Source organism: Ruminococcus sp. AM26-12LB, from assembly GCF_003480785.1.
GTDB lineage: Bacteria > Bacillota > Clostridia > Lachnospirales > Lachnospiraceae > Blautia_A > Blautia_A fusiformis.
Map to the genome: position 1 here is coordinate 1 of NZ_QUJX01000026.1, position 18,483 is coordinate 18,483.

20 protein-coding genes are annotated in these 18,483 nt (G+C 48.1%); 1 reads left to right on the plus strand and 19 read right to left on the minus strand.

Annotation, left to right across the window (positions count from 1 at the left end; translation table 11 throughout):
- From DW694_RS15720 to DW694_RS15775, 12 genes are all read right to left on the minus strand, one after another.
- A partial coding sequence (locus DW694_RS15720; protein WP_147420741.1) for a response regulator transcription factor occupies positions 1 to 483 on the minus strand: 483 nt, incomplete at its 3' end.
- Between the two features lie 364 nt (positions 484 to 847).
- Positions 848 to 2,257: a relaxase/mobilization nuclease domain-containing protein gene (locus DW694_RS15725; RefSeq protein ID WP_055158534.1), complete on the minus strand. Its 1,410-nt coding sequence runs from the start codon at positions 2,255 to 2,257 to the stop codon at positions 848 to 850.
- An 88-nt stretch (positions 2,258 to 2,345) separates the two neighbouring features.
- Positions 2,346 to 2,636 carry a CD1845 family protein gene (locus DW694_RS15730; RefSeq protein ID WP_005361132.1) on the minus strand — a complete coding sequence of 97 codons (291 nt, stop codon included), beginning with the start codon at positions 2,634 to 2,636 and terminating at the stop codon, positions 2,346 to 2,348.
- Between the two features lie 85 nt (positions 2,637 to 2,721).
- On the minus strand, positions 2,722 to 3,066 hold the full coding sequence (mobC, locus tag DW694_RS15735) for a plasmid mobilization relaxosome protein MobC (protein WP_055158497.1): 345 nt from the start codon (positions 3,064 to 3,066) through the stop codon (positions 2,722 to 2,724).
- Positions 3,063 to 3,761, minus strand: coding sequence for a hypothetical protein (locus tag DW694_RS15740; protein ID WP_055158499.1), 699 nt, complete (start codon positions 3,759 to 3,761; stop codon positions 3,063 to 3,065). The genes mobC and DW694_RS15740 overlap by 4 nt, the downstream gene beginning before the upstream one ends.
- Positions 3,761 to 4,681 carry a DUF4316 domain-containing protein gene (locus DW694_RS15745; protein ID WP_005361129.1) on the minus strand — a complete coding sequence of 307 codons (921 nt, stop codon included), beginning with the start codon at positions 4,679 to 4,681 and terminating at the stop codon, positions 3,761 to 3,763. Before DW694_RS15745 ends, DW694_RS15740 begins: the two co-directional genes overlap by 1 nt.
- 13 nt (positions 4,682 to 4,694) lie before the next feature.
- The gene (locus DW694_RS15750) at positions 4,695 to 5,327 is read right to left on the minus strand and encodes a hypothetical protein (protein WP_025580946.1); all 633 of its coding nucleotides are present in this window, start codon (positions 5,325 to 5,327) and stop codon (positions 4,695 to 4,697) included.
- A 153-nt stretch (positions 5,328 to 5,480) separates the two neighbouring features.
- Complete coding sequence (locus DW694_RS15755) at positions 5,481 to 5,849, minus strand: cysteine-rich VLP protein (RefSeq protein WP_055156923.1); 369 nt, start codon at positions 5,847 to 5,849, stop codon at positions 5,481 to 5,483.
- A 5-nt stretch (positions 5,850 to 5,854) separates the two neighbouring features.
- Positions 5,855 to 6,238 carry a hypothetical protein gene (locus DW694_RS15760; protein WP_025580944.1) on the minus strand — a complete coding sequence of 128 codons (384 nt, stop codon included), beginning with the start codon at positions 6,236 to 6,238 and terminating at the stop codon, positions 5,855 to 5,857.
- A complete protein-coding gene (locus tag DW694_RS15765; RefSeq protein WP_071144307.1) occupies positions 6,235 to 8,343 on the minus strand; it encodes a DNA topoisomerase 3 in 2,109 nt (702 codons plus the stop codon). The genes DW694_RS15760 and DW694_RS15765 overlap by 4 nt, the downstream gene beginning before the upstream one ends.
- Before the next feature lie 3 nt (positions 8,344 to 8,346).
- Positions 8,347 to 8,472: a DUF3789 domain-containing protein gene (locus DW694_RS15770; protein WP_081017347.1), complete on the minus strand. Its 126-nt coding sequence runs from the start codon at positions 8,470 to 8,472 to the stop codon at positions 8,347 to 8,349.
- 65 nt (positions 8,473 to 8,537) lie between these two features.
- A complete protein-coding gene (locus DW694_RS15775) occupies positions 8,538 to 9,047 on the minus strand; it encodes an SLOG family protein (RefSeq protein ID WP_055158503.1) in 510 nt (169 codons plus the stop codon).
- A 149-nt stretch (positions 9,048 to 9,196) separates the two neighbouring features.
- On the opposite strand from DW694_RS15775, the gene DW694_RS15780 reads away from it, so the two are divergent.
- On the plus strand, positions 9,197 to 9,511 hold the full coding sequence (locus tag DW694_RS15780) for a helix-turn-helix transcriptional regulator (RefSeq protein WP_005361112.1): 315 nt from the start codon (positions 9,197 to 9,199) through the stop codon (positions 9,509 to 9,511).
- Between the two features lie 119 nt (positions 9,512 to 9,630).
- On the opposite strand, the gene DW694_RS15785 is transcribed toward DW694_RS15780, so the two are convergent.
- From DW694_RS15785 to srtB, 7 genes are all read right to left on the minus strand, one after another.
- Positions 9,631 to 10,044: a deoxyuridine 5'-triphosphate nucleotidohydrolase gene (locus DW694_RS15785; protein ID WP_055158506.1), complete on the minus strand. Its 414-nt coding sequence runs from the start codon at positions 10,042 to 10,044 to the stop codon at positions 9,631 to 9,633.
- Complete coding sequence (locus tag DW694_RS15790) at positions 10,041 to 10,808, minus strand: FAD-dependent thymidylate synthase (protein WP_222847488.1); 768 nt, start codon at positions 10,806 to 10,808, stop codon at positions 10,041 to 10,043. The genes DW694_RS15785 and DW694_RS15790 overlap by 4 nt, the downstream gene beginning before the upstream one ends.
- Positions 10,804 to 11,145, minus strand: coding sequence for a hypothetical protein (locus DW694_RS15795; protein ID WP_227274983.1), 342 nt, complete (start codon positions 11,143 to 11,145; stop codon positions 10,804 to 10,806). Before DW694_RS15795 ends, DW694_RS15790 begins: the two co-directional genes overlap by 5 nt.
- 59 nt (positions 11,146 to 11,204) lie before the next feature.
- Entirely contained in the window at positions 11,205 to 12,203 is a 999-nt protein-coding gene (locus tag DW694_RS15800) for a nucleotidyl transferase AbiEii/AbiGii toxin family protein (protein ID WP_118141144.1), read from the minus strand.
- Positions 12,200 to 12,865 carry a DUF6088 family protein gene (locus DW694_RS15805; protein WP_179960456.1) on the minus strand — a complete coding sequence of 222 codons (666 nt, stop codon included), beginning with the start codon at positions 12,863 to 12,865 and terminating at the stop codon, positions 12,200 to 12,202. The genes DW694_RS15800 and DW694_RS15805 overlap by 4 nt, the downstream gene beginning before the upstream one ends.
- Before the next feature lie 133 nt (positions 12,866 to 12,998).
- Positions 12,999 to 13,481, minus strand: a complete 483-nt coding sequence (locus DW694_RS15810; protein WP_015542949.1) for a hypothetical protein — start codon at positions 13,479 to 13,481, stop codon at positions 12,999 to 13,001.
- 62 nt (positions 13,482 to 13,543) lie between these two features.
- Positions 13,544 to 18,445, minus strand: coding sequence for a class B sortase (srtB, locus tag DW694_RS15815; RefSeq protein ID WP_118141142.1), 4,902 nt, complete (start codon positions 18,443 to 18,445; stop codon positions 13,544 to 13,546).
- Between the last annotated feature and the right edge of the window lie 38 nt (positions 18,446 to 18,483).

Genomic DNA, 18,483 nt, shown 5'->3' on the forward strand with positions numbered 1-18,483 from the left:
CAGCATTTTGTACTCCATCGGGGATAGGGTCAGGGGCTTGCCGTTTAAGGAAGCCGTCTGCTCCGAGAAGTCCAGAAACAGCCGCCCGTCGTCGTAAATGTCCTTGGCCGGTTTGTGGTGTTCCAGCATGGCGAACATGGCTTTGATTTTTCGCTGCAAGGCCCCGATCACAAAGGGCTTTGTGATGTAGTCCACCGCGCCCACCTCATAGCCCCGTATCTGGTCGCTCTCCTGATCGTTAGCGGTCAGGAAAATCACAATGGTGTCCGGGTGCTGGGGCTTTATCAGTTTGCACAGCTCAAAACCGTTGCCGTCCGGCAGGTTGATGTCCAGCAGCACTAAGTCAAATTCCCGCTGGCGTATGGCTTCGGCTGCGGTTCTGGCGTTTAGGGCAGAAGTCACGCCGTAGCCGTCTGCGGTCAGGTTATAGGCCACCATCTTATTCAAAAAACTGTCGTCCTCGACAATTAAAATCTGCTTCATATCCTCACTTCCTTTGCTTTTTGCAGATAGTATAACAGGCAAATGTCCGCGAAATGTTACAACAGACAAAAAATTTTATTTTTTTGCATTTCTCTGTTATAGCAGTTCAAAATAATAACTCTATTATAGGCAGTTATCAAAGGTTTATCAATGCGGCAACTGTAAACAGATCCTCTGCCAAAGACTCTTAAAACTACTGGCAAGCAATGCAATCTTACGTAAGATTGCGTATTTAGCAGAAATCCCGTTCCCGGAATTCCTGCTAAATGCTTGTTGGTGACATATCCCCAAACCCCTGAGATCATTGCCGGTGGCAATGGCTGCGCGTTCCGTTGGAACGCTGAAAACGAAAAGCTGACAAACCTTATTGACGTGATTTTTCTGTGCTGCGCTGCGGTAGCGGTGGGGAAGAAATCTCTAATAGATATTCCACATTAGCCCGAACATTATGAAGTTCTTTCATATCATTTTTGGCCTGCTTATAGGCAGAATAGGCTTTCCGTTTTTGTTCCAGAAGATCGGTGTATTCCTCCCGGAGAGATTTAACAGAGGGGAGCTTTTGGATTCCTAGCTCGTCAAAATGATTCTTTGCCGCCTGGTGTAGCAGAATTTCAGCCTCATGTACTATTCGGTATTTTTTGCTGTACCCGGCTTTGCGATATTCTACATAGACAGCCCGCGTTTTCGCATAGTTTACGATCTGCTTTTGTAGCTCGGCATTGGCGTTCATTCTTGACTCTAAATCTTTAATTTGAACGGATAAGGTATTGAAATTAGTGGTAGCGGCGTTGGCTTTTTCCAGAAGATCCTCATAACCCATATCGCCATGTTCTTTTAAGTAGAGCACTGCCTGGGAAAGCTGTTTTAAGTTGAACACTTTTGCCCAACGCTCATAACCGGGACCTTTGCCGGAACGGATTGCAGCCTCTATATCTACCAGCAATCCAACTTTGGAAACCGGTTTTTTTGAAAAAGTATGGTGGGATTTTACTGTCCGTGTACCGGCAATTCGTTCTTTGATGGCCTGTTCTGTATAATCGCCTTTGAGCGTATCGCATCGGGTATAATTTTCTTGTCCCGGAACTCGGAACCGAAGATGTTTTCTTTCACGGTTAACTTCAATCCCGGCAGCCTCCAGCTTCTTTAGAAGTTCCTCAAAATCTTTTGGCTTTTCCTCTAATGCAGCATCAATAGCAATGCGTATCTGCTCCTGAAAGGAAGGCTGCTTTTTATTTCCCAGCCATGTGCCATAATGCTCCCGGCTGGGTTTCGGATTTTCTACAATCGAAAGTCCATGCTCCAAACACAGCTTGTCATTCATTCGCCGGATTGCCCAGGTAGAACCCCAGAAGTTGCGAAATTTTTTCTGACAGTCCAGTGTAGTAGAGTTGATAATGATGTGATTATGGACATGGTGCTTATCCACATGGGTGCAGACAACAAAGGCATGGTTTCCTTTTGTGAGCTTCAGTGCCAGCTCCCTGCCGATCTGATTAGCTTCTTCTGGCGTAACTTCGCCGGGCTTAAATGCCTGACGGAGATGGTAGGCGATCACATCATCTGCACCCTGATTTCTGCCGGTCAGATTTGCATACTGTCGTTTGGACAGAAGAAACTCTGCATCAGCAAGCCGGGTATCACACTCATAGCCATAAATGAATTTTCCAAAATCGGTTTTCTGCGGATTTTCTACATAATCAATAATATCTGAGATCGCAGTAGAGATATTCCGACCTTTTCCTACATGCAGAGGCATCAGTCTTGTGGTCGCTATTTTCGTCACCTCCTTAACTTAATTCCAATCAGAGAAGTTATAATTGCAGAAAAAGAGCGGGGCTGCCTATGCGCCCCGCCAAATCTGCTTAACCAAATATAAAATCCTTTAAGGCACTGTTTGCCCCGCCAATGATCCCTACCAGCCATGCAGCCGCCAGAGGCAGACCGTATGGACTGATAAGAAAGGCGATCATAAGCCATGCAAGACCCGGCAAAAATCCTGCGACAAAGAACAGCACCAATGCCGCCAGAAAGATGATCCCAGAAAGAATCCCAAGTACCGCACCGGAAAGAACCACTAAAAATTTACATACCAGATAAAGAATCCCCGTAACCAGCATAAAGGGAAGTGCCAGTAATTTGCCTATCAAACGCATACGCTTTGCCTCCTTTCAGAAGGGCATCTGCCCTTATAAAAATTTTACCGTGACGGCAAAAAGAAAGCAACGGCTTTCCGGCTGTTTATGAAATGTTTGCAAATCCCCGGATCAGTTTGTCCATGCCATCCCAAAGGCTGTCCAGACGGGTGCGGATGTCATCTATATCTGCGGCATAAATATTGCCGGTCTCATTGGCCCGTCTGGTATATTGGTTTAAGTTATTGGAACAAATGCGGAGAAGCCGGATCATTTCCTGAATATCTCCCATATCAAGGTGGATGATGTAACCGTCTACGGCCATCTTTCGCAGATATGCCGACAGGTTGGTAATGCCAAGTTCCGCCATGCGTTCTTTTACCAGTTCGGCCTCCGCTTCGGACATGACAAATTCGACGCGGACGGATTTTTTGTTATGCCCGCCATTCATCGTTCCAACCCTCTTTTATGAGATGAGACCTCCTGCGTCGAAACCGCCGTCTTTGCTCTTTTGAGTTTTTCCCGCAGGGTGGTCTTTTCCAGCTTATCAAGATATTCCTCCAGATTTCCGGCTGTCGCATGATAGCTGCGTTTGAGGCGTTCCCGTTTTAGAATTATCATCAGCTCCGGCTCATTTTCTGGCAGATAAGTCATTGTTTTAGGGGCTCCATGCTCTGGCATAAGCCGGTTCATAAATTGTCTCCGTTCCTGATAGGGAATCGTGATAACATTTCCATCCTCAAAAGCAACGGCTACATTTCCGATTGGACAGGTCAATTTTTTCATCCGTTCCACATGTTCTCTATAATTTAGCGGATAGAGATCGCCAAATATTTTTCCGTCCCTGACTTCTTTCAAAGAGATGGCATAAGCCAAAACGGGATCATTTGTCTGCTCCTGGTAAAACCGCCACACTTTGTTTTCATGGCTGCCCTCCAGATAAACTTCCCGTTCGCGCAGGGTATAGGTTCCGCAAGGGCGTGACATCCAAAGAAGCTGTTTATCCTCTGAACGCTCTGACACAGCCAGTTTTGAGATCAGTTCCTTATCCAGGTCAAAGTCCTCTTTATAATGTTGGGTATGAAGATCTACGATACGGGAAAGAGCACCCAAAAGATCTACATCCTCAAATCTTACCCCGGCCATCAGCGTTCCCTTTCCGGCACCGGAGGGATCATCTGCCTTGCTTCATGCTCCGGTTTGTCTGCTTTCAAACGGTCCATCAAAGACGGCTTTGCTTCCGGCACCAGCTCCCGGATTTCTTCATCCGTCTGTCCGTCTGTCAGATCCGGGCGCACAGGAGGTTCGTTGTTCAGCCTGCCATCCAGCATATTGTAGTTGCCGGTCTGACCTTCCTCATAAAGTTCTGCATTGCGCAGATAACTCTCCGGCGCCTGAAATGGCTGTCCGGCAAACAGAATTTCTCTTTGGGTGGTAAACTGTGCAAGGACCCCATTTTGCAGTCTTGCAAATTCTTCATACTGGCGCAGGGTAAGCCCTCGTTCCAGCATTTCCGCCTGGGTATGCGCCCAGCCTTCTCCATAGAGAAAATAGTACATGTCGGGCTGATCACAGACAAAACACAGGGAACCGTCCTGATTGTCATAGTAAGATGGCTGCATATTCTGGTAATGGCAGCGTTCCTCACGCCCCAAATACACACGGTTGTCCGCACCCAGCATAGCGACCATACCCGCGTAATTACTATGGACCGCAGAGCGGATTTCTACCAGCGGATCTGTTTGAGAAGGAATCTGTCTGCCCGGAATCTCATTTTGTTTTTCCGCTGCATCATTTCTTGGTATCACTTCTTCATGGCTGCGTGCATCCAGCTCCGGTTGAGATGTTCCTTTCCGAACAGCACCGGGCTCCGGTTCTTTTTCTTTCACATAGTATCGGACATTTGCTGTCGTATGTTCGTTGGCTTCCTTTGCATAGTTTTCAGCAGCAGCTTTGGTATCAAACTCCAACGGTTTTCCATTTTCCTTGCACCAGCTTTGTGCCGGTCCGAAAATAGAAGTGCTGCTTCGTACTGCCCATACACCATAGGTCCGTTTCTTTTCCATTCCGCATCCCTCCTTATCGTTCCTGCTGTTTGGAAGTTTGTTGCTTTTTTACCGGGTCTGCCGGTTTTGTTGCTTTTAGCTGCTGACGGAGAGAATTCTTATGCTCCAGTTTGGAATCTGTGATGTTGACATATTCGCCAATGATACAGAGCGCTTCTCCATAACTGCCGGAAACAAATACCCGATCAGACATTTCTTTTGCCTGTTCTTTCAAACCATGCTCCCGCAAAGTACGGGAAGCAATACCCAGCAGATTAAAAATGTTCCCATCTGCTCCGATCAGCGGACAATCCGGTTTATCTGCCAACGCTTCCGGTGTTTCTATAAATCCGCCTAAATAATTCGGCACAAAGTCCGACAGCCATGTGCCGCCATAGACTTCATGGGTCTGTAAACGCCACAGGGCAAGTTTTCCTATATCCAGTTTCACATCATCAAACGGGTAAAGCAGACAGGTCAGTTCGCCGTGCTGAAAAGCAGCCACATTCTCAAACTGACAGCCATCTTTCAATATGCCTGCTTTTGTCAGCATTTCATTGATCCCGTCCACCCACTCTGTCAGATCCCCGCCACAGCCCTGTAAAATCAGTCCTTCCTTATCCGGCATGCGGCGAAGATCCTCCGCAGTAATCGTGTTGATATTCAAAAAATCGCCTCCTATCGTTTTTGTTAAAATATATGTTTTGTCCGCAACTTAACCTCATTTCAAAGCACCGGAGTATTCTTATACAGCTCCCTTGAAAACAGGTGCAAAAAGCCCTTGAAAATCAAGGACTTTTAAGGCTAAGTTGCGGACATATCATGGTTGGTTTTGCCGCTTCCGGCGTTTGCGTTCCCGCTCGGATTTCCGTCTTGCATAGACCCGGCAGGCAGCGGAACAATATGCCTGGCTGGTTGTAGGAAGATATGCCTTTCCACACACAGGGCATATTTTCTGTCTCATGGAGGTGTCCTCGCCGGTAATGGCTGATTCCAGTGCTGCATCCACCGGCAGCACCGCTTTTTCAAAGTACCTGCAATAAGCACCGGTCCACCATTTATTCAGCATGTAACAAGGGCTGTCCAGAGGAAGGCAGATCTTATCCTGGGAGTCATAGTTGGCGCAAAGCTCCGTAACCAGCTTTCGGATCGTAGCCCGCTCCGAGCGGTTCAATTCTCTCTCCGCCATAACGCCTACCTTTCCGGGGCTCTGCTTTGCCGACCGCTGGAAATTTCGGTTGTATCAGTAACATTCCTGGGCTGTGAAAGGGCATCGGCGATAGAGTTCCGCTTTTTCTGTTTTGGTTCATGGTAAATAAAAAGTTCATTTTTTCCTGGTACATACAACAATCCATTTTCTTCGCAGCGGAAAATATCACATTCTTTGTCTGTTGAAACGGTATAAAAGTCTTTGTAATCATAAGGTGCTTTTTGCCGATCCTGATAGGTACACAGCCCTAAGTTGGGGTCACTTGCCAGCCGTTTCGATATGGCGAAAAAGTCGCCTTCTTTTTTGTGAAATTTTCGTATGGGCGTGAAGTGATAACCGCCATATTCAAAGGTTTTTCGATCGCTCATTTACGCCTGCCTTTCTTTACTGGAAATTCCAGCTTGAAATTCACATATTTACCGCCGGTATCATCCAGAATCACTTCCGCATCATAGGTCTTTCCTGTTTTTTCACTGTAAAGCCCGGACATAGAAATACGGCCCTCTTTCAAAAGAGCCGCTGCCACAGACTTTGTGATGGATTTTTTCTTGCTGGAAAAGAAACGGTTATCTTTCCAAAGAGCAAAAGAACATTCCCTGTTGTCGCAGAAAAAACCTTTCTTTCCTTCATATACCGGGGCTCCGCAGCGAGGACATACCCCTACGGCTTCATGTGCAGTTCCTCTGGAAGAAGGAAACAGATCCGCAAAACGTTCTTCCGGGGTAGTATGTTCTTTTACCAGCGTCCGGCTCATATCTGCAATCTGATCCATAAAAGATGTTGCCGACAGTTCGCCATGTTCCACTTGTTTCAGCATGGATTCCCATTCTGCAGTTAAGATGGGAGATTTGATATTGTCCGGCAGGACTGCGATCAGGTTCTTTCCTTTTTCCGTAGGAATGAGCTGCTTTTTCTTTCGCTGTACAAATCCGGCAGAAACCAGCTTTTCCAGTGTTGCCGCACGGGTAGCCGGAGTACCCAATCCTTTACGCTCGGCATCTTCCGGCATATCTTCCGCACCGGCAGTCTCCATAGCGGACAGCAGTGTGTCCTCCGTATAGTGTTTCGGCGGTGAAGTTTTCCCTTCACGGAGACTTGCTGATACAGCTTCAAAAGTCTGTCCTTCCTGCAGCACAGGGAGAGCGACAGCTTCATTTTCTTTGTGTTCCGTTTCACTCTGCCTGATACTCATACGGTGAATCCGTTCCACCTCTTTCCAGCCGGACTGTAAAATAGTCTTTCCTTTTGCCGTAAAAGTATATCCCTGGCAGTCCAATATAGCGGTGACCGCTTCAAATCGGTGTACCTGCGTTGTGGCACAAAGCAGTCTGACGGCAAGCAGGGTAAGCACATCCCGCTCCCCGGAAGGAAGCTCCGACAGGTCTGTCCGTGCAATCTCCACAGTTGGGATGATGGCATGGTGGTCGGTCACTTTGCTGTCGTCTGTTACCCGGTCAATGTCCGGCTCTCCGGCGCAGCCTTTTCCAAAGGGCATATTGTCACGCAGCCATAGGATCAGGGAAGCGGCGGTTGCCTGCATGTCCTTCGTCAAATACTGGCTGTCCGTTCTCGGATAGGTTGCCAGCTTCTTTTCATAGAGAGATTGCACATAATCAAGGGTCTGTTGAGCCGTATAGCCATAAATACGGTTACATTCCCTTTGCAGAGTTGTAAGGTCATAAAGGCGGGGAGGCTGTATAGTTTTTACCTGCTTTTCCGCAGAACGCACAAAAGCGGAGTTGTGGTCACAGTCCATACGGATTTTTTCAGCCTCGGATCGTTCCGTCATTTTTTCGCCGGAAGCAGTAAAACCTCCGCAGGTGATTTCCGGCACATAAAAAGGCTTGCTGATGAAGGATTCAATATCCGACTCACGCTGTACCAAAAGTGCCAGCGTCGGTGACATAACACGGCCGACATTTAGTGTGACACCATACAGGACAGAAAAAAGCCGGGTGGCATTGATCCCGATCAGCCAGTCGGCTCCTGCCCGGCATACTGCCGCATCATAGAGTTTATCGTAATCACTGCCGGGACGGAGATGGTCAAAACCCTCACGGATCGCCGCATCCTCCATACTGGAAATCCAAAGGCGTTCCATAGGCTTATTACATCCGGCATATTCATAGACCAGACGGAAGATCAGTTCTCCTTCACGCCCGGCATCCGTAGCGCATACCACAGAATCAACCCGTTTGTCCTTCATCAGCCGGCACAAAAGGGCAAGCTGCTTTTTCTTATCCTTTGGAACTTCATATTTCCAGTTTTCCGGTAGGATCGGAAGGTCCTCATACCGCCATTTGGCGTACTGTTCTTTGTAAGCCTCCGGCTGTGCCAGTTCCAAAAGATGTCCCACGCACCAGCTCACCAGATAACCGGAACCTTCGAGATAACCGTCTTTTCTTTCCGTTGCGCCTAATACTGCTGCCAGTGACATAGCAACAGAGGGCTTTTCTGCAATCACAAGTTTCAATTTTTATTCCTCCTTCATAGTTTCAAATTCTTTATCCGCAAGTTTTCCGGTTTGCATAAGACACATCAACATAACGCCGGAAGCCATTCCTCCGGCAAAGGTAAGGAAATGTGAAATCAGGTTCCACATAAGCATTCCTCCTAAAAATGGGTAAAGAAAAACGCCCACTTCAAAGTGAGCGCATCAACAGGTATCTATTTTGTTTTTGGTTTCAAGTGATCCGGCAGGACGATCTCTCCAACCGGGATTTCCCGCAGTTCCTTTTTCATCCGATGGGTGAAGCGGATCGTCTTTGCCGTACCGCCGGTTTCCCGTCCGTCATATACAGCGATCACTCGGTCGGAGTGCTCCACCATATAGCGGTTTCTGTGGGAGTAGACGCTTGGGAGATATTTTTCCTGTATGACAACAACATCCGCACAAGCCTCCAGCAGTTCACGGGTTCTTGTTTTCTTATTCAGGCTGTCCAGACGTTTGCGGTAAGGGATCACTGCGATCAGCTCCAGCGCCGGATTAGTCTGCTTTCTTTCCAACACCAGCTCTGCAAAATACTGATCCACGCCATCTGCAAAGCCACTCATAAAACAGGTAAATCCATCTGTAACGGCAGCATCGATCTCATGTTCCAAAGCGGCTTTTATTTTGTTGATCTCATTCTGCGGCAAATCCCTGTGTCCGGTAACACAGCAAGTCTTTCCTTTCATCGGTCATCCCTCCATCTGATAGGTAAATTTCTTCACTTTTCACATAGTAATAGATTTTATTTAGCAAGTCAACGATAATACCCTTTTTCTCTTTGCGGATAATAAAGGGGTGTAAGGTACAATCTATTACAGAATGGGAGGTGAAGGCGATGTATGAAGATTTTGTCCCGGAACGATTAGCGAAGCTGCGGACACAGAAAGGAGTTTCCGCACGCGATATGTCTTTATCGTTAGGTCAGGCAAACAACTACATCAATAATATTGAGAATAAAAAGTCACTTCCCGCTATGCAGTCTTTTTTCTACATCTGCGAATATCTGGGTGTGACTCCGCAGGAATTCTTTGACGAAGGAAATACTTACCCGGAAACCTTGAAGGAATTCATTGCAGAGGCAAGACAGCTTGATCCTCAATCCATGCAATATATCCTTGGTATTATGAAAGAACTCAATAGCAGAAAGTAGGCGGTCACGGTAATGGCCGCTTTTTTCGTGACTTTCTTTATTATATTTTATAATGTTCTCGAAATGTCCGCTCCCTATACCGATAAGTATTCAAAAACTGTTCCCCAAACAGCCTTTTTCTATTCGCCGGTACTGCCAAAGCTGCCGGTTCCTCGCTCTGTTCCCAGATCTGTTACAAAATCCGCAATGACAGTCGGCGTGATCACAAGCTGCCCGATACGGGCTCCCTTAAAAAGAGACTGCGCCTGATTGCTTACATTGCTGATGATCGCATGGATCTCTCCTCGGTAGCCGGAATCCACAGGCGGCAGTTCACAGACCAGACCTTTTACCGCCATACTGGTACGGGGAAAGATATATCCCGCATACCCATCCGGTATTTCCAGTCCAAAGCCAAGAGGAATTTTGGCGATTTCTCCGGGCTGTAAGGTGCAGTCATAGGGCAGATAAACATCTGCTCCGGCATCATTGCCATGAGGACGGTAAGGACGCTGGTGCTCCGGCACGCCAAAATCGATTAGTTTTATTTTCATCGGCAGCCTCCTTCCCAAAGAGCGGGATAGTCTTTTTCTAAAATATCCTCTGGCGTCATATCTGCCTGCAGTTTTCGCCCGCAGGTCATTTTCCCTTCCAGACATCGATCCAACTGACAGAAAGGCCCGGTCAGTGACGGGGCAAACAAGGCAGGGCTTAGGTCATAAAGTTCTTTCCAGACCTTTAACAGCACGATCCTTGTTTCATCTGTATTTCTTCGGCATACCCGCTGGCCGATGATATGTTTCCACTGATAAGGGGTGGCGCTGATGAGCAGTACATTCCGTAATCCCTGGGGCGTGGCATAGCCGGCCGCATCGTGCCCGCTTCCGGCAGTGCACAGGGCTTCATAACATTTCATGCTTTCATTACAACTTTTTAAGTACAGCTCCTGTACCACAGCCGGAGCCGTCATAATAGAATACGGGACAGCGAAATCCGCCTGTCCCGTATAGTTGCTGTACTGCAGCGATGCACTCATAAATTTTACTTCGTTCTGGTGGCGGGTGATCTGCGCCAGAAAACGCCTGCTGGCGCCGACAATGGCTACCGTGATCACCGCAAATTTCTGGATGGTAGGATGGGGAAGCGCCCCCATAGCTGCTACTGTCTGAACGCTGAATGATTTTTCGTAGAGCTCCATCAGGTCGTCCATTGAGGCAATCTTATGTCCCTGCTGGGTAAGTCTTGCCGCAAAGACCATGTTTTTTTCTGCTTCCGCTACCGCCTGGCAGTTCAAAATTTTTACTTCAATCTGTTTAATTGGTATGTCCCTCCTTTACAATCGCTTTCAGTAAGAACAGATAGTTAAGACTGTCTGTGATCTTTTCGTCCCATGTGTCCATCGGATAAACTGTTTCCTCGGCAAAGCACATATCGTATAGAGAAACAATATGCTTTGCCAGCATACCGGCAAGGGCACGCTGGGGCGTTGTGTGCTGTAAAGCTGCCGCTGCCTTAAATGCACCCAGCCGGTCCGGATCATCCCCGGTGTATTCTTTGGTTTTCCGTTTCAAGGTATCAGCACAGAGCCGCACCTGTTCGTCAAAAACGGCATTGACTTCATTTTGCGTAATATAGCATCCCTCCTTTGAAAACAAGAAACCGGCTATTCTAAAGCATCTTAGAATAGCCGGCAAATAAATGGATATGTAATTGTTTATAGTGTATTGATCTCTTTTTCCAGTTCCTGGACCGCTGCTATGACTGTCTCAAATGTCGGAATATCCCCATACAACATATCCTGCATAGAGTTATAGTCCGTTTCCAATGCTGCGAACCGATATTCCGGCGGGAGTAATTTTAATGTGCCCGGCACAGCCTCCGGGTACTTCGCCCATGCTCTGGGATAGAATTTCATTTTGAAATCTACAACTTTCTTCAGGAGATCCAGCCTGGAAAAAGCAGCTTCTTTGACCGGTGTTGCAGCCATGCGGTAGAGATCATAATAATGTCTGGAATACCGCTGCGGCATTTCCAAATGTTCCGGTCTGTTCGCTTCATGGTGCAGGATTGTGGCTTTTTCCCAGAAGGTCCGTTCCGGGGCAACGGTAAGGATTGAGGTTTCTTTTTGCTCAAAAATCTTCGGATAATATTTTGCCGCGTATGGTTCGATCAGCGCTGTTTTTGCAGGAGTCCACGCTGCCAGCGCACCAATCTCTAAACGAATCACCTGTAAAGTCGCCGTATTCGTAAAAAGGTGCGGATAGGCGAAAATGACCGTCTGTTTATCCTTTTCATCTATGTAGACATTTGCTTCACAACCGATTTCCTGGGATAAGCCGGCTTTGACTGCCGGGCAGAATGTTTCGGACAGAAATACCTCTGCACGCACATTGGCTTCTTTGTTAAAAGCATCCTGTTTTGTATTGGAACGTTTCTCCCATGGTTCATCTTTGCCATATCCCAATACACGCCAGTCCAGAATCAAATCAATATCTTCTGAAAACCGGCTGATCAGGTGAAAGGCTTTTGAAAGGCTGGTACCACCCTTAAAGGTGATGGACTCTTTCCATGGTGAGCGGTGAAATAAATAATCCAGCGTAAAACATACCCAAAAGTCTTTTTCCACGATGGCATCATTCAGCCCCATTTTATCTGCTGTATTTCTGAACAGCTCCCTGCGGTCGTTATCTGAAAGTCTTGCTATATTTCTCATTGTACCTTTTCACCTCCACAAATCTGCCGTATCGTATCGTAAACCCAATCCGTAGACTCGGTTGCTTCCTTCAAACAAGCCTGTTTATCCTTGTCTGTCAGTTTTTCGGAAAGCATCTGTATGACTTCTGGCGTAACATTCGATCTGCCAAGCGTTTTTAATGCCTGTATAACCAAACTTGTCATATAGGACAATCCGGTAATCTCCTTATTGGTCCGGTGCTTAAATTCCAGCTTTGTAGAGTTCCACTCGTAGGTCTTATATGGACCATCGCTGATATAGGACCATACTGCTGTTACCTGTGTTGAAAGACCTAACAGGTTCAATGCTGTATTCCCACATGGGGCAATCGTCCAGTGATAACTTCGTGCCAATGCGTTCGCCACCGCTTCCGGGTCTGCCGCCACATATTCATCCAGAAGTTTGCTATATTTTGGTTTTTCATAAACTCCTTTCAAAATACGGCGCAATGTTCCTGATTGCACTAAACGGCTTAAACTTTGACGAATAGTGGATGTATCTGCAATATCCGCAAAATCAGACATCACAAAAACAGTTCCATCTTCAAGAGAAAGAACACGCTCTCGTATTCGTTTTGTATATCCGTTGTCCACAATACCGCCTCCCTTCATGTCACGAATATTATATATTATTCGTGACATGATTGCAATAGGTCCTATTCCTCTTATTTTGAGTGTTCCCATTAAAAATCTGATTTATACATCAAAAATCAAAAATTTTGCAAGGCAGTACAGTTTTCATATATGTCACATATTTTATATATTATTCGTGACATCAGGCAGTTGGCAGGTAGATCCAGTCGTGCATCAGGCACACGCTGGGTTCATCCTCCCTGGGAACCAGACGGTAGGTACATTCCCCATAGACCGTGCGTTTGTCCTCGATCTCCATGCCATAGGCTTTATAAAAGCGGTATTCCAGATTGGAGATAATACAGCGCAGGGTTTGCAGAGCCTCCCTTTGAGCTGATACGATCAGGTCACGGTCAATGCTGCGCTTCAAAAACAGCAGCGATTTGTAAAGCTGTACCTCTGTGCGGTAAGGGCGGCAGTCTTTCGTTTCCAGCCATCCGCAAAAAGCGACCGGTCCGCTCTGGATCACACTGCGGTCCGGGTGATAATACTCATAGCAGTCCAGGTTTGCCGTATTCAGAAGATAGAGCATTTCCCGGACTTCATTTTCCGGCATGTCGTAAAACCGCAAAAGCGAGCGGTAAAGATGGACATAGCCGGGAATGGAAATCATGGTATTTACCATAAAATAAAATCCTCCTTGTAAACAGCAGGTGCGGGAGCTTTTGCCCCCGCACCGTCTAAAATCTATATTTCGTTATCTACTTTCACGAGTTTTCCCATGACAAGAAAGCGTCCTGTGCCGCCCGGCGTACAGGTAGAAAGGGTCAGTACCTTATCGCTGCAGGTCACAGTCACATCACTTTCCACCGCGGAACGTTCCTTCATAGCTGTAAGCCAGGTAGTATAAGCACCGTCATCCTTCCAGGAAAGCTGCCAGGGAGAAGTTTCACTGCCGGATTCTTCCGGCTTTGCTGCAAACGCCGCAAAGATCTCCATGACATAACCACCCTTCGGAGTAACGAGATACATCTGCCTGTGGGTATCAAAGTAACTTTGTTCATCGTACCGGTTCAGCAGAGCAAACATGGAACCATCCCGCATATTATGACCGTAAATGATCGTATTGCGATCTGAAAAATCTGCCCGGTTTTCATAATCGGCAATCAGGCAGCCAACCTTGTTATAGGTCCCGTCATAAAGATGGTTCAGGTAATACTCGTTGTTGTCAGTCTGCGTCACCGGATAATTGAGCACCGTATCAGGAAGGGAAAGCCATCCGATGATGTCCGGTCCATTTTCACGGAGCGCTTCAAAGTCTACCGAAGGCAGGACAATATCGGCATCGTCCTGTTTTGTTTCTGTCGGATCGGTTGCCTGCTCCGGGGAGTCTGTCTGCTCCGGTACTCCTACATATCCGGCAAGATTCCGATAGGCGTCTTTACTCTCGGCATACTGGTTCAGGTCACGGAACACCAAAAATCCGCTGCCAAGAGCCACCAGAGCGCAGAGTGAAAGGACAGAAGCCCCGACAGCCATTCTTTTTGGGGAAGTCCTGCTGTATTTTCCCTTTTTGAAATAGTACACAGCAAATACGCTGCCGCCGATCAGTGCGGCTGCCAACAGTCCGCCATATAGGAAAATATATGGATCATCCCCGGTCTGCGGTACCGGCTTTTGAGGGGTGGAAGGATTGGACGGAACAGAAGGCTTTTCTGGCTTCTCCGGCTTTTCCGGTTTTTCATTAAAGAACTGGACCGTAGATGTCTGGTCAGCTTTGATCTCCACCGTAGCGGCATCAGGAATGATGTAATCCTTGCTTGCCCGGTTTGCAACTTCTGTTACGGTATAAATACCAACACGAAGGCCCTTGACTTCAATTACACCGGATTTTGGAGTGGTGAATGTCTCGCAGTAGGAGCCGTCCGCGCTCTTGACCTCGATGGCAAAACCATCTTTGCGCCCGTCGCTGGAATCCTTTGTGATCTTTAAGTTGCCGCGGTAAGCCTCATTGGTAAATCCGTGCCCGGCTTCTCCATTTTCCACAACTGCGATCTGTCCATCTTCTGTGATGGAAAAATAGTAAGCGTTTGGGTCAGGCTGATAGCCCTCCGGCGCTTTGCTTTCTTTGATAAAGTAGCCGCCAGCCAGAAGGTTTTCCGCCGTATGATAGCCTGCATCGGTTTCTTTCAGCGTACTGATCTTTTGATCGTCAGGATCATATTCCTGGTTGGCATTGGAATCCGCATACAGGTCGAACACCGCACCGGGCAGGAAACGCAGGAAAGAATTCTTGTCTTTCTTATCCTCCTTTTCCGCAGGGGAAGGTTCTTCCACAGCTTCGGTTTTGGTCACCTGCACGCTGCCGCGGATCAGGGTGTTTTCCACACGGATCTCGATATGCTGTCCGTCTGCACCGATATATACATGGTGCTGCTGCGGGCTTACTGTATAAAGGTCAGGGGCAGAGATCTCCTTGACGATCCAGTGTCCGTAAGGAATGTTCTCAAAGGAAAAACTGCCGTCTTTTCCGGTAACAGCAGTAAGCAGTGCATTTTCTTCGGTAAATTCTTCGGTATCAGGTCTAAACAGTCCCATGAGTGCACCGGCTAGCGTGACATCTTCGCCGCCTTCCGGGTTTTCCCCAACTTTTACACCGTCTACACGCCCGCGGAGAAGTTCATTGGAAACAGCCTCGCCTTCATTGACAAGGATCTGTACCAAGGCAGTTTCCTGTCCGGCATATTCAAAGACGACCGGATATTTCTGATCCGAAAGGATATAGGCGCCGTTGGTCGTGCGTTCCTTGACATAATAGCTGCCAAAAGGCAGGTCGGAGGCGAAGGAAGCACTGTAACCGTCGGATTCATCAGACGAAACAGAGACCACTTCCAGAAGTCCATCTGCCGGGATCACGCTGCCATCTGCCGCCGTCAGGTCTGCGGAAGCATAAAGTCCAAAGGAAATATCCTTATATTCCTCGTTCATGCCAAGACCGAACAGGTCATCGGTCTCCATTGCCTTGAAAAGTGTGACATCCACTTTCTGTCGTTCGTCATAAAGACCTGTCGCTGCCTGTGTGACCTCCACGGTCTCACCCGCATAGGTCAGTTCCACATATTCCGGTTGAGGATTCAGCACACAACCGGAAGGAGCCTGACGTTCCTCCAGACGGTAACGGCCAAGATAGAGAAGCCCGCTTTTCGCTGTGCCGTCCTCGCCGGTCGTAAGGGTTTCCACAACCGTATCTTTTTCTGCCCGCAAGGTACCGTCACCGGTATAAATATCTTCATCTGCGATCACGTCATAGACCGCTCCGGGAAGTCCGGCAACCTCATACACCGGCTGGTACAGTCCGTCGTTTTCCTGGACAGAAGCAAATACTTCTCCGGTCTTTGTGATGGTAAGCTGGCCTTTCTGCGGCATATTGTACTGAGTGACCGTCACAACCGCCTCGCTGCCGTCAATGGTAAACGGTACCGGCTGATCGGAAAGCACATAGCCATAAGGGGCAGCCACCTCATAAAGTTCATAATCCCCGGCGGCCAAAGGCTCCGGCAGCATCAGCCAGCCCTCGTCAGAAACATAGAAGGTATCCAGTGTTTCCGGGTTCGGATAGTAGACGGTCTGGGTGATAAATTCCCCGGTGGAAAGATCCTTGATCTGAAAACCGGTTCCGGTCACAGGGATAATCTTTCCGGTCTCTGCGTCACATTTTTCAACTTTCAGACGGGCTGTGATGGTGCGGTTGTTCAGGATATAGCTGTAAGTCTTGCCGTCAGAGGAAATGAATACCGTAAAGTCCGGGACAAAGGCTTTGCCTTCCTCGCCTGCGATCTGATGGACCGTATAATGCCCATAAGGAAGCGGTTTACTGGAAGCAAAACCATCCGCATCCGTGGTAAGAAGGTCACGTTCACTTTCCTTTGCCGCGTCATAGCTCCCGGCTGCCTTTAAGTAAACTTCAAAGACTGCGCCTGCTTCCGGGCGTTCGATGATACCAGCATTGGGATCGTCGGTATTTTCGCCCTCAGGCACATCCGGGTCCAGGTCATCGGTGTGCTTGACAAGCTGGATATTTCCGTAAATAACCGTTTCCGTCACCTGATTTTCTGTGGTATTGAGTTCCACTTCATACAGGGAAGGGGATGCACCCACTTCATAAATGGTTTCATTCAGAAGATACCCGGTGCTCGGTTCGATTTCCCGGATCGTCCAGCCATCCCCGCATACATAATAGCGGGTCATAAAGCTGCCATCCGGTCCGGTAGTATAAGTGTCGATCAGTTCGCCATCACGGAAGATCCCATAGGCCGCCCCTGCAAGCGTGGCATCCCCCTGAGCATTTCCGGTGTCAGCATCACTCTTTACCACATGGACGCGAAATTTCTTCAGAATATTGCTGAAATGTACCGAAGAAGTCTGCCCGCTTTCAATGGTCACGTACTGTGCGGAAGGGGTCACATAGCGGTCCACCGGAAGTTCTTTTACCAGATAGGTTCCCGGCAGGAGCTTCTTTTCAATCTGGCCGTTTTCTCCGGTCGTAACTTCCTCATTGACTTCATTTCCCAAAATGTCCGTACCGGAGATATGGAAGGTGATACCGGAAACAATGCCGTCCTCACTGGTCTTGACAAGTTTTGCGGTACCGTAAGTTTCCGTTTTGAATTTTACAAAGAAGGAAACCGGATCGCTGGCGCCGGTCATCATGGTCTGGTAGCCGGGTCTGCCCCAGATTAGCATGTCGTTTGCCACCGGGATATTCTTTCGGAATTCAAACAGCACCGGGTCCATCATCATCTGCCTGCTGGTAAAGGTGTATTCATTTCCATTTCTTGTCACAGAAACGCCGCTGCCTTTCAAAGCCTCCAGATCGATCTTCAAGTTATTGGTATCTGTGACCGTCAGGGTATAGACCTTTTTTTCAACATCCCATTTCAGTTCCAGTTCCGGTGCTTCGCTTTTCTTAGAAGAAGTAAAGGAAGGGACTGTGGAATGGGAAGCGATCTGTGCCAGAATCCAGTCATAGGCTTTTTCTGCCGGTCGTCCGGCGATCACGCTGAAATACTGGTCACCATCTGCGTGGCCGTTTCCGTGGCGGCTGTACGGATCGCTTCTAAGCTGCTGCTGGTATTCCCAAAGGATGATCTGGGTTGCCATCTTATAGTCATCCTCGTTGATCCCGGAAACAGGGAGCACCGCACCGGGTTTCCAGCCATAGATCGCAGTCAGGGTGATCCCCCTCCTTGCCTCGGCAGGAAGCAGGTTCAGGTATTGGCTGTTGGTCCCGCTTTCTGAAACATAGGTGTTTTCCGAAGTATGGTAAGGAATCCCGCTCTCCACACAGTAAACCTGATGGCTGATCCCGTCAGAATCCGTCAGCATATAGTGCCGGTAAGCATTGCCCCCGGAACTGGTGTGTACGTCGATGGTTCCGTCTGCATGGTAGGCAAGATAGGTGTAAGGTGCCGGGGCGCGGTAGTGGTTTCCATCAGAGCCCACATACTGGTCGCCCAGCCAGGAGCTTGCCGTTTGTCCGACAGACATGGCAAAAGCCTGAGCCGGAAGAAGCCCCAAAATGCTTGCCATACAAAGCAAAAACGCCAACAGCTTGCGAAAGCCGCGGCGCCTGGTTATGATATGTTCCATGAAAAAATCCTCACTTTCATAAAATCTAAAAGGACAGC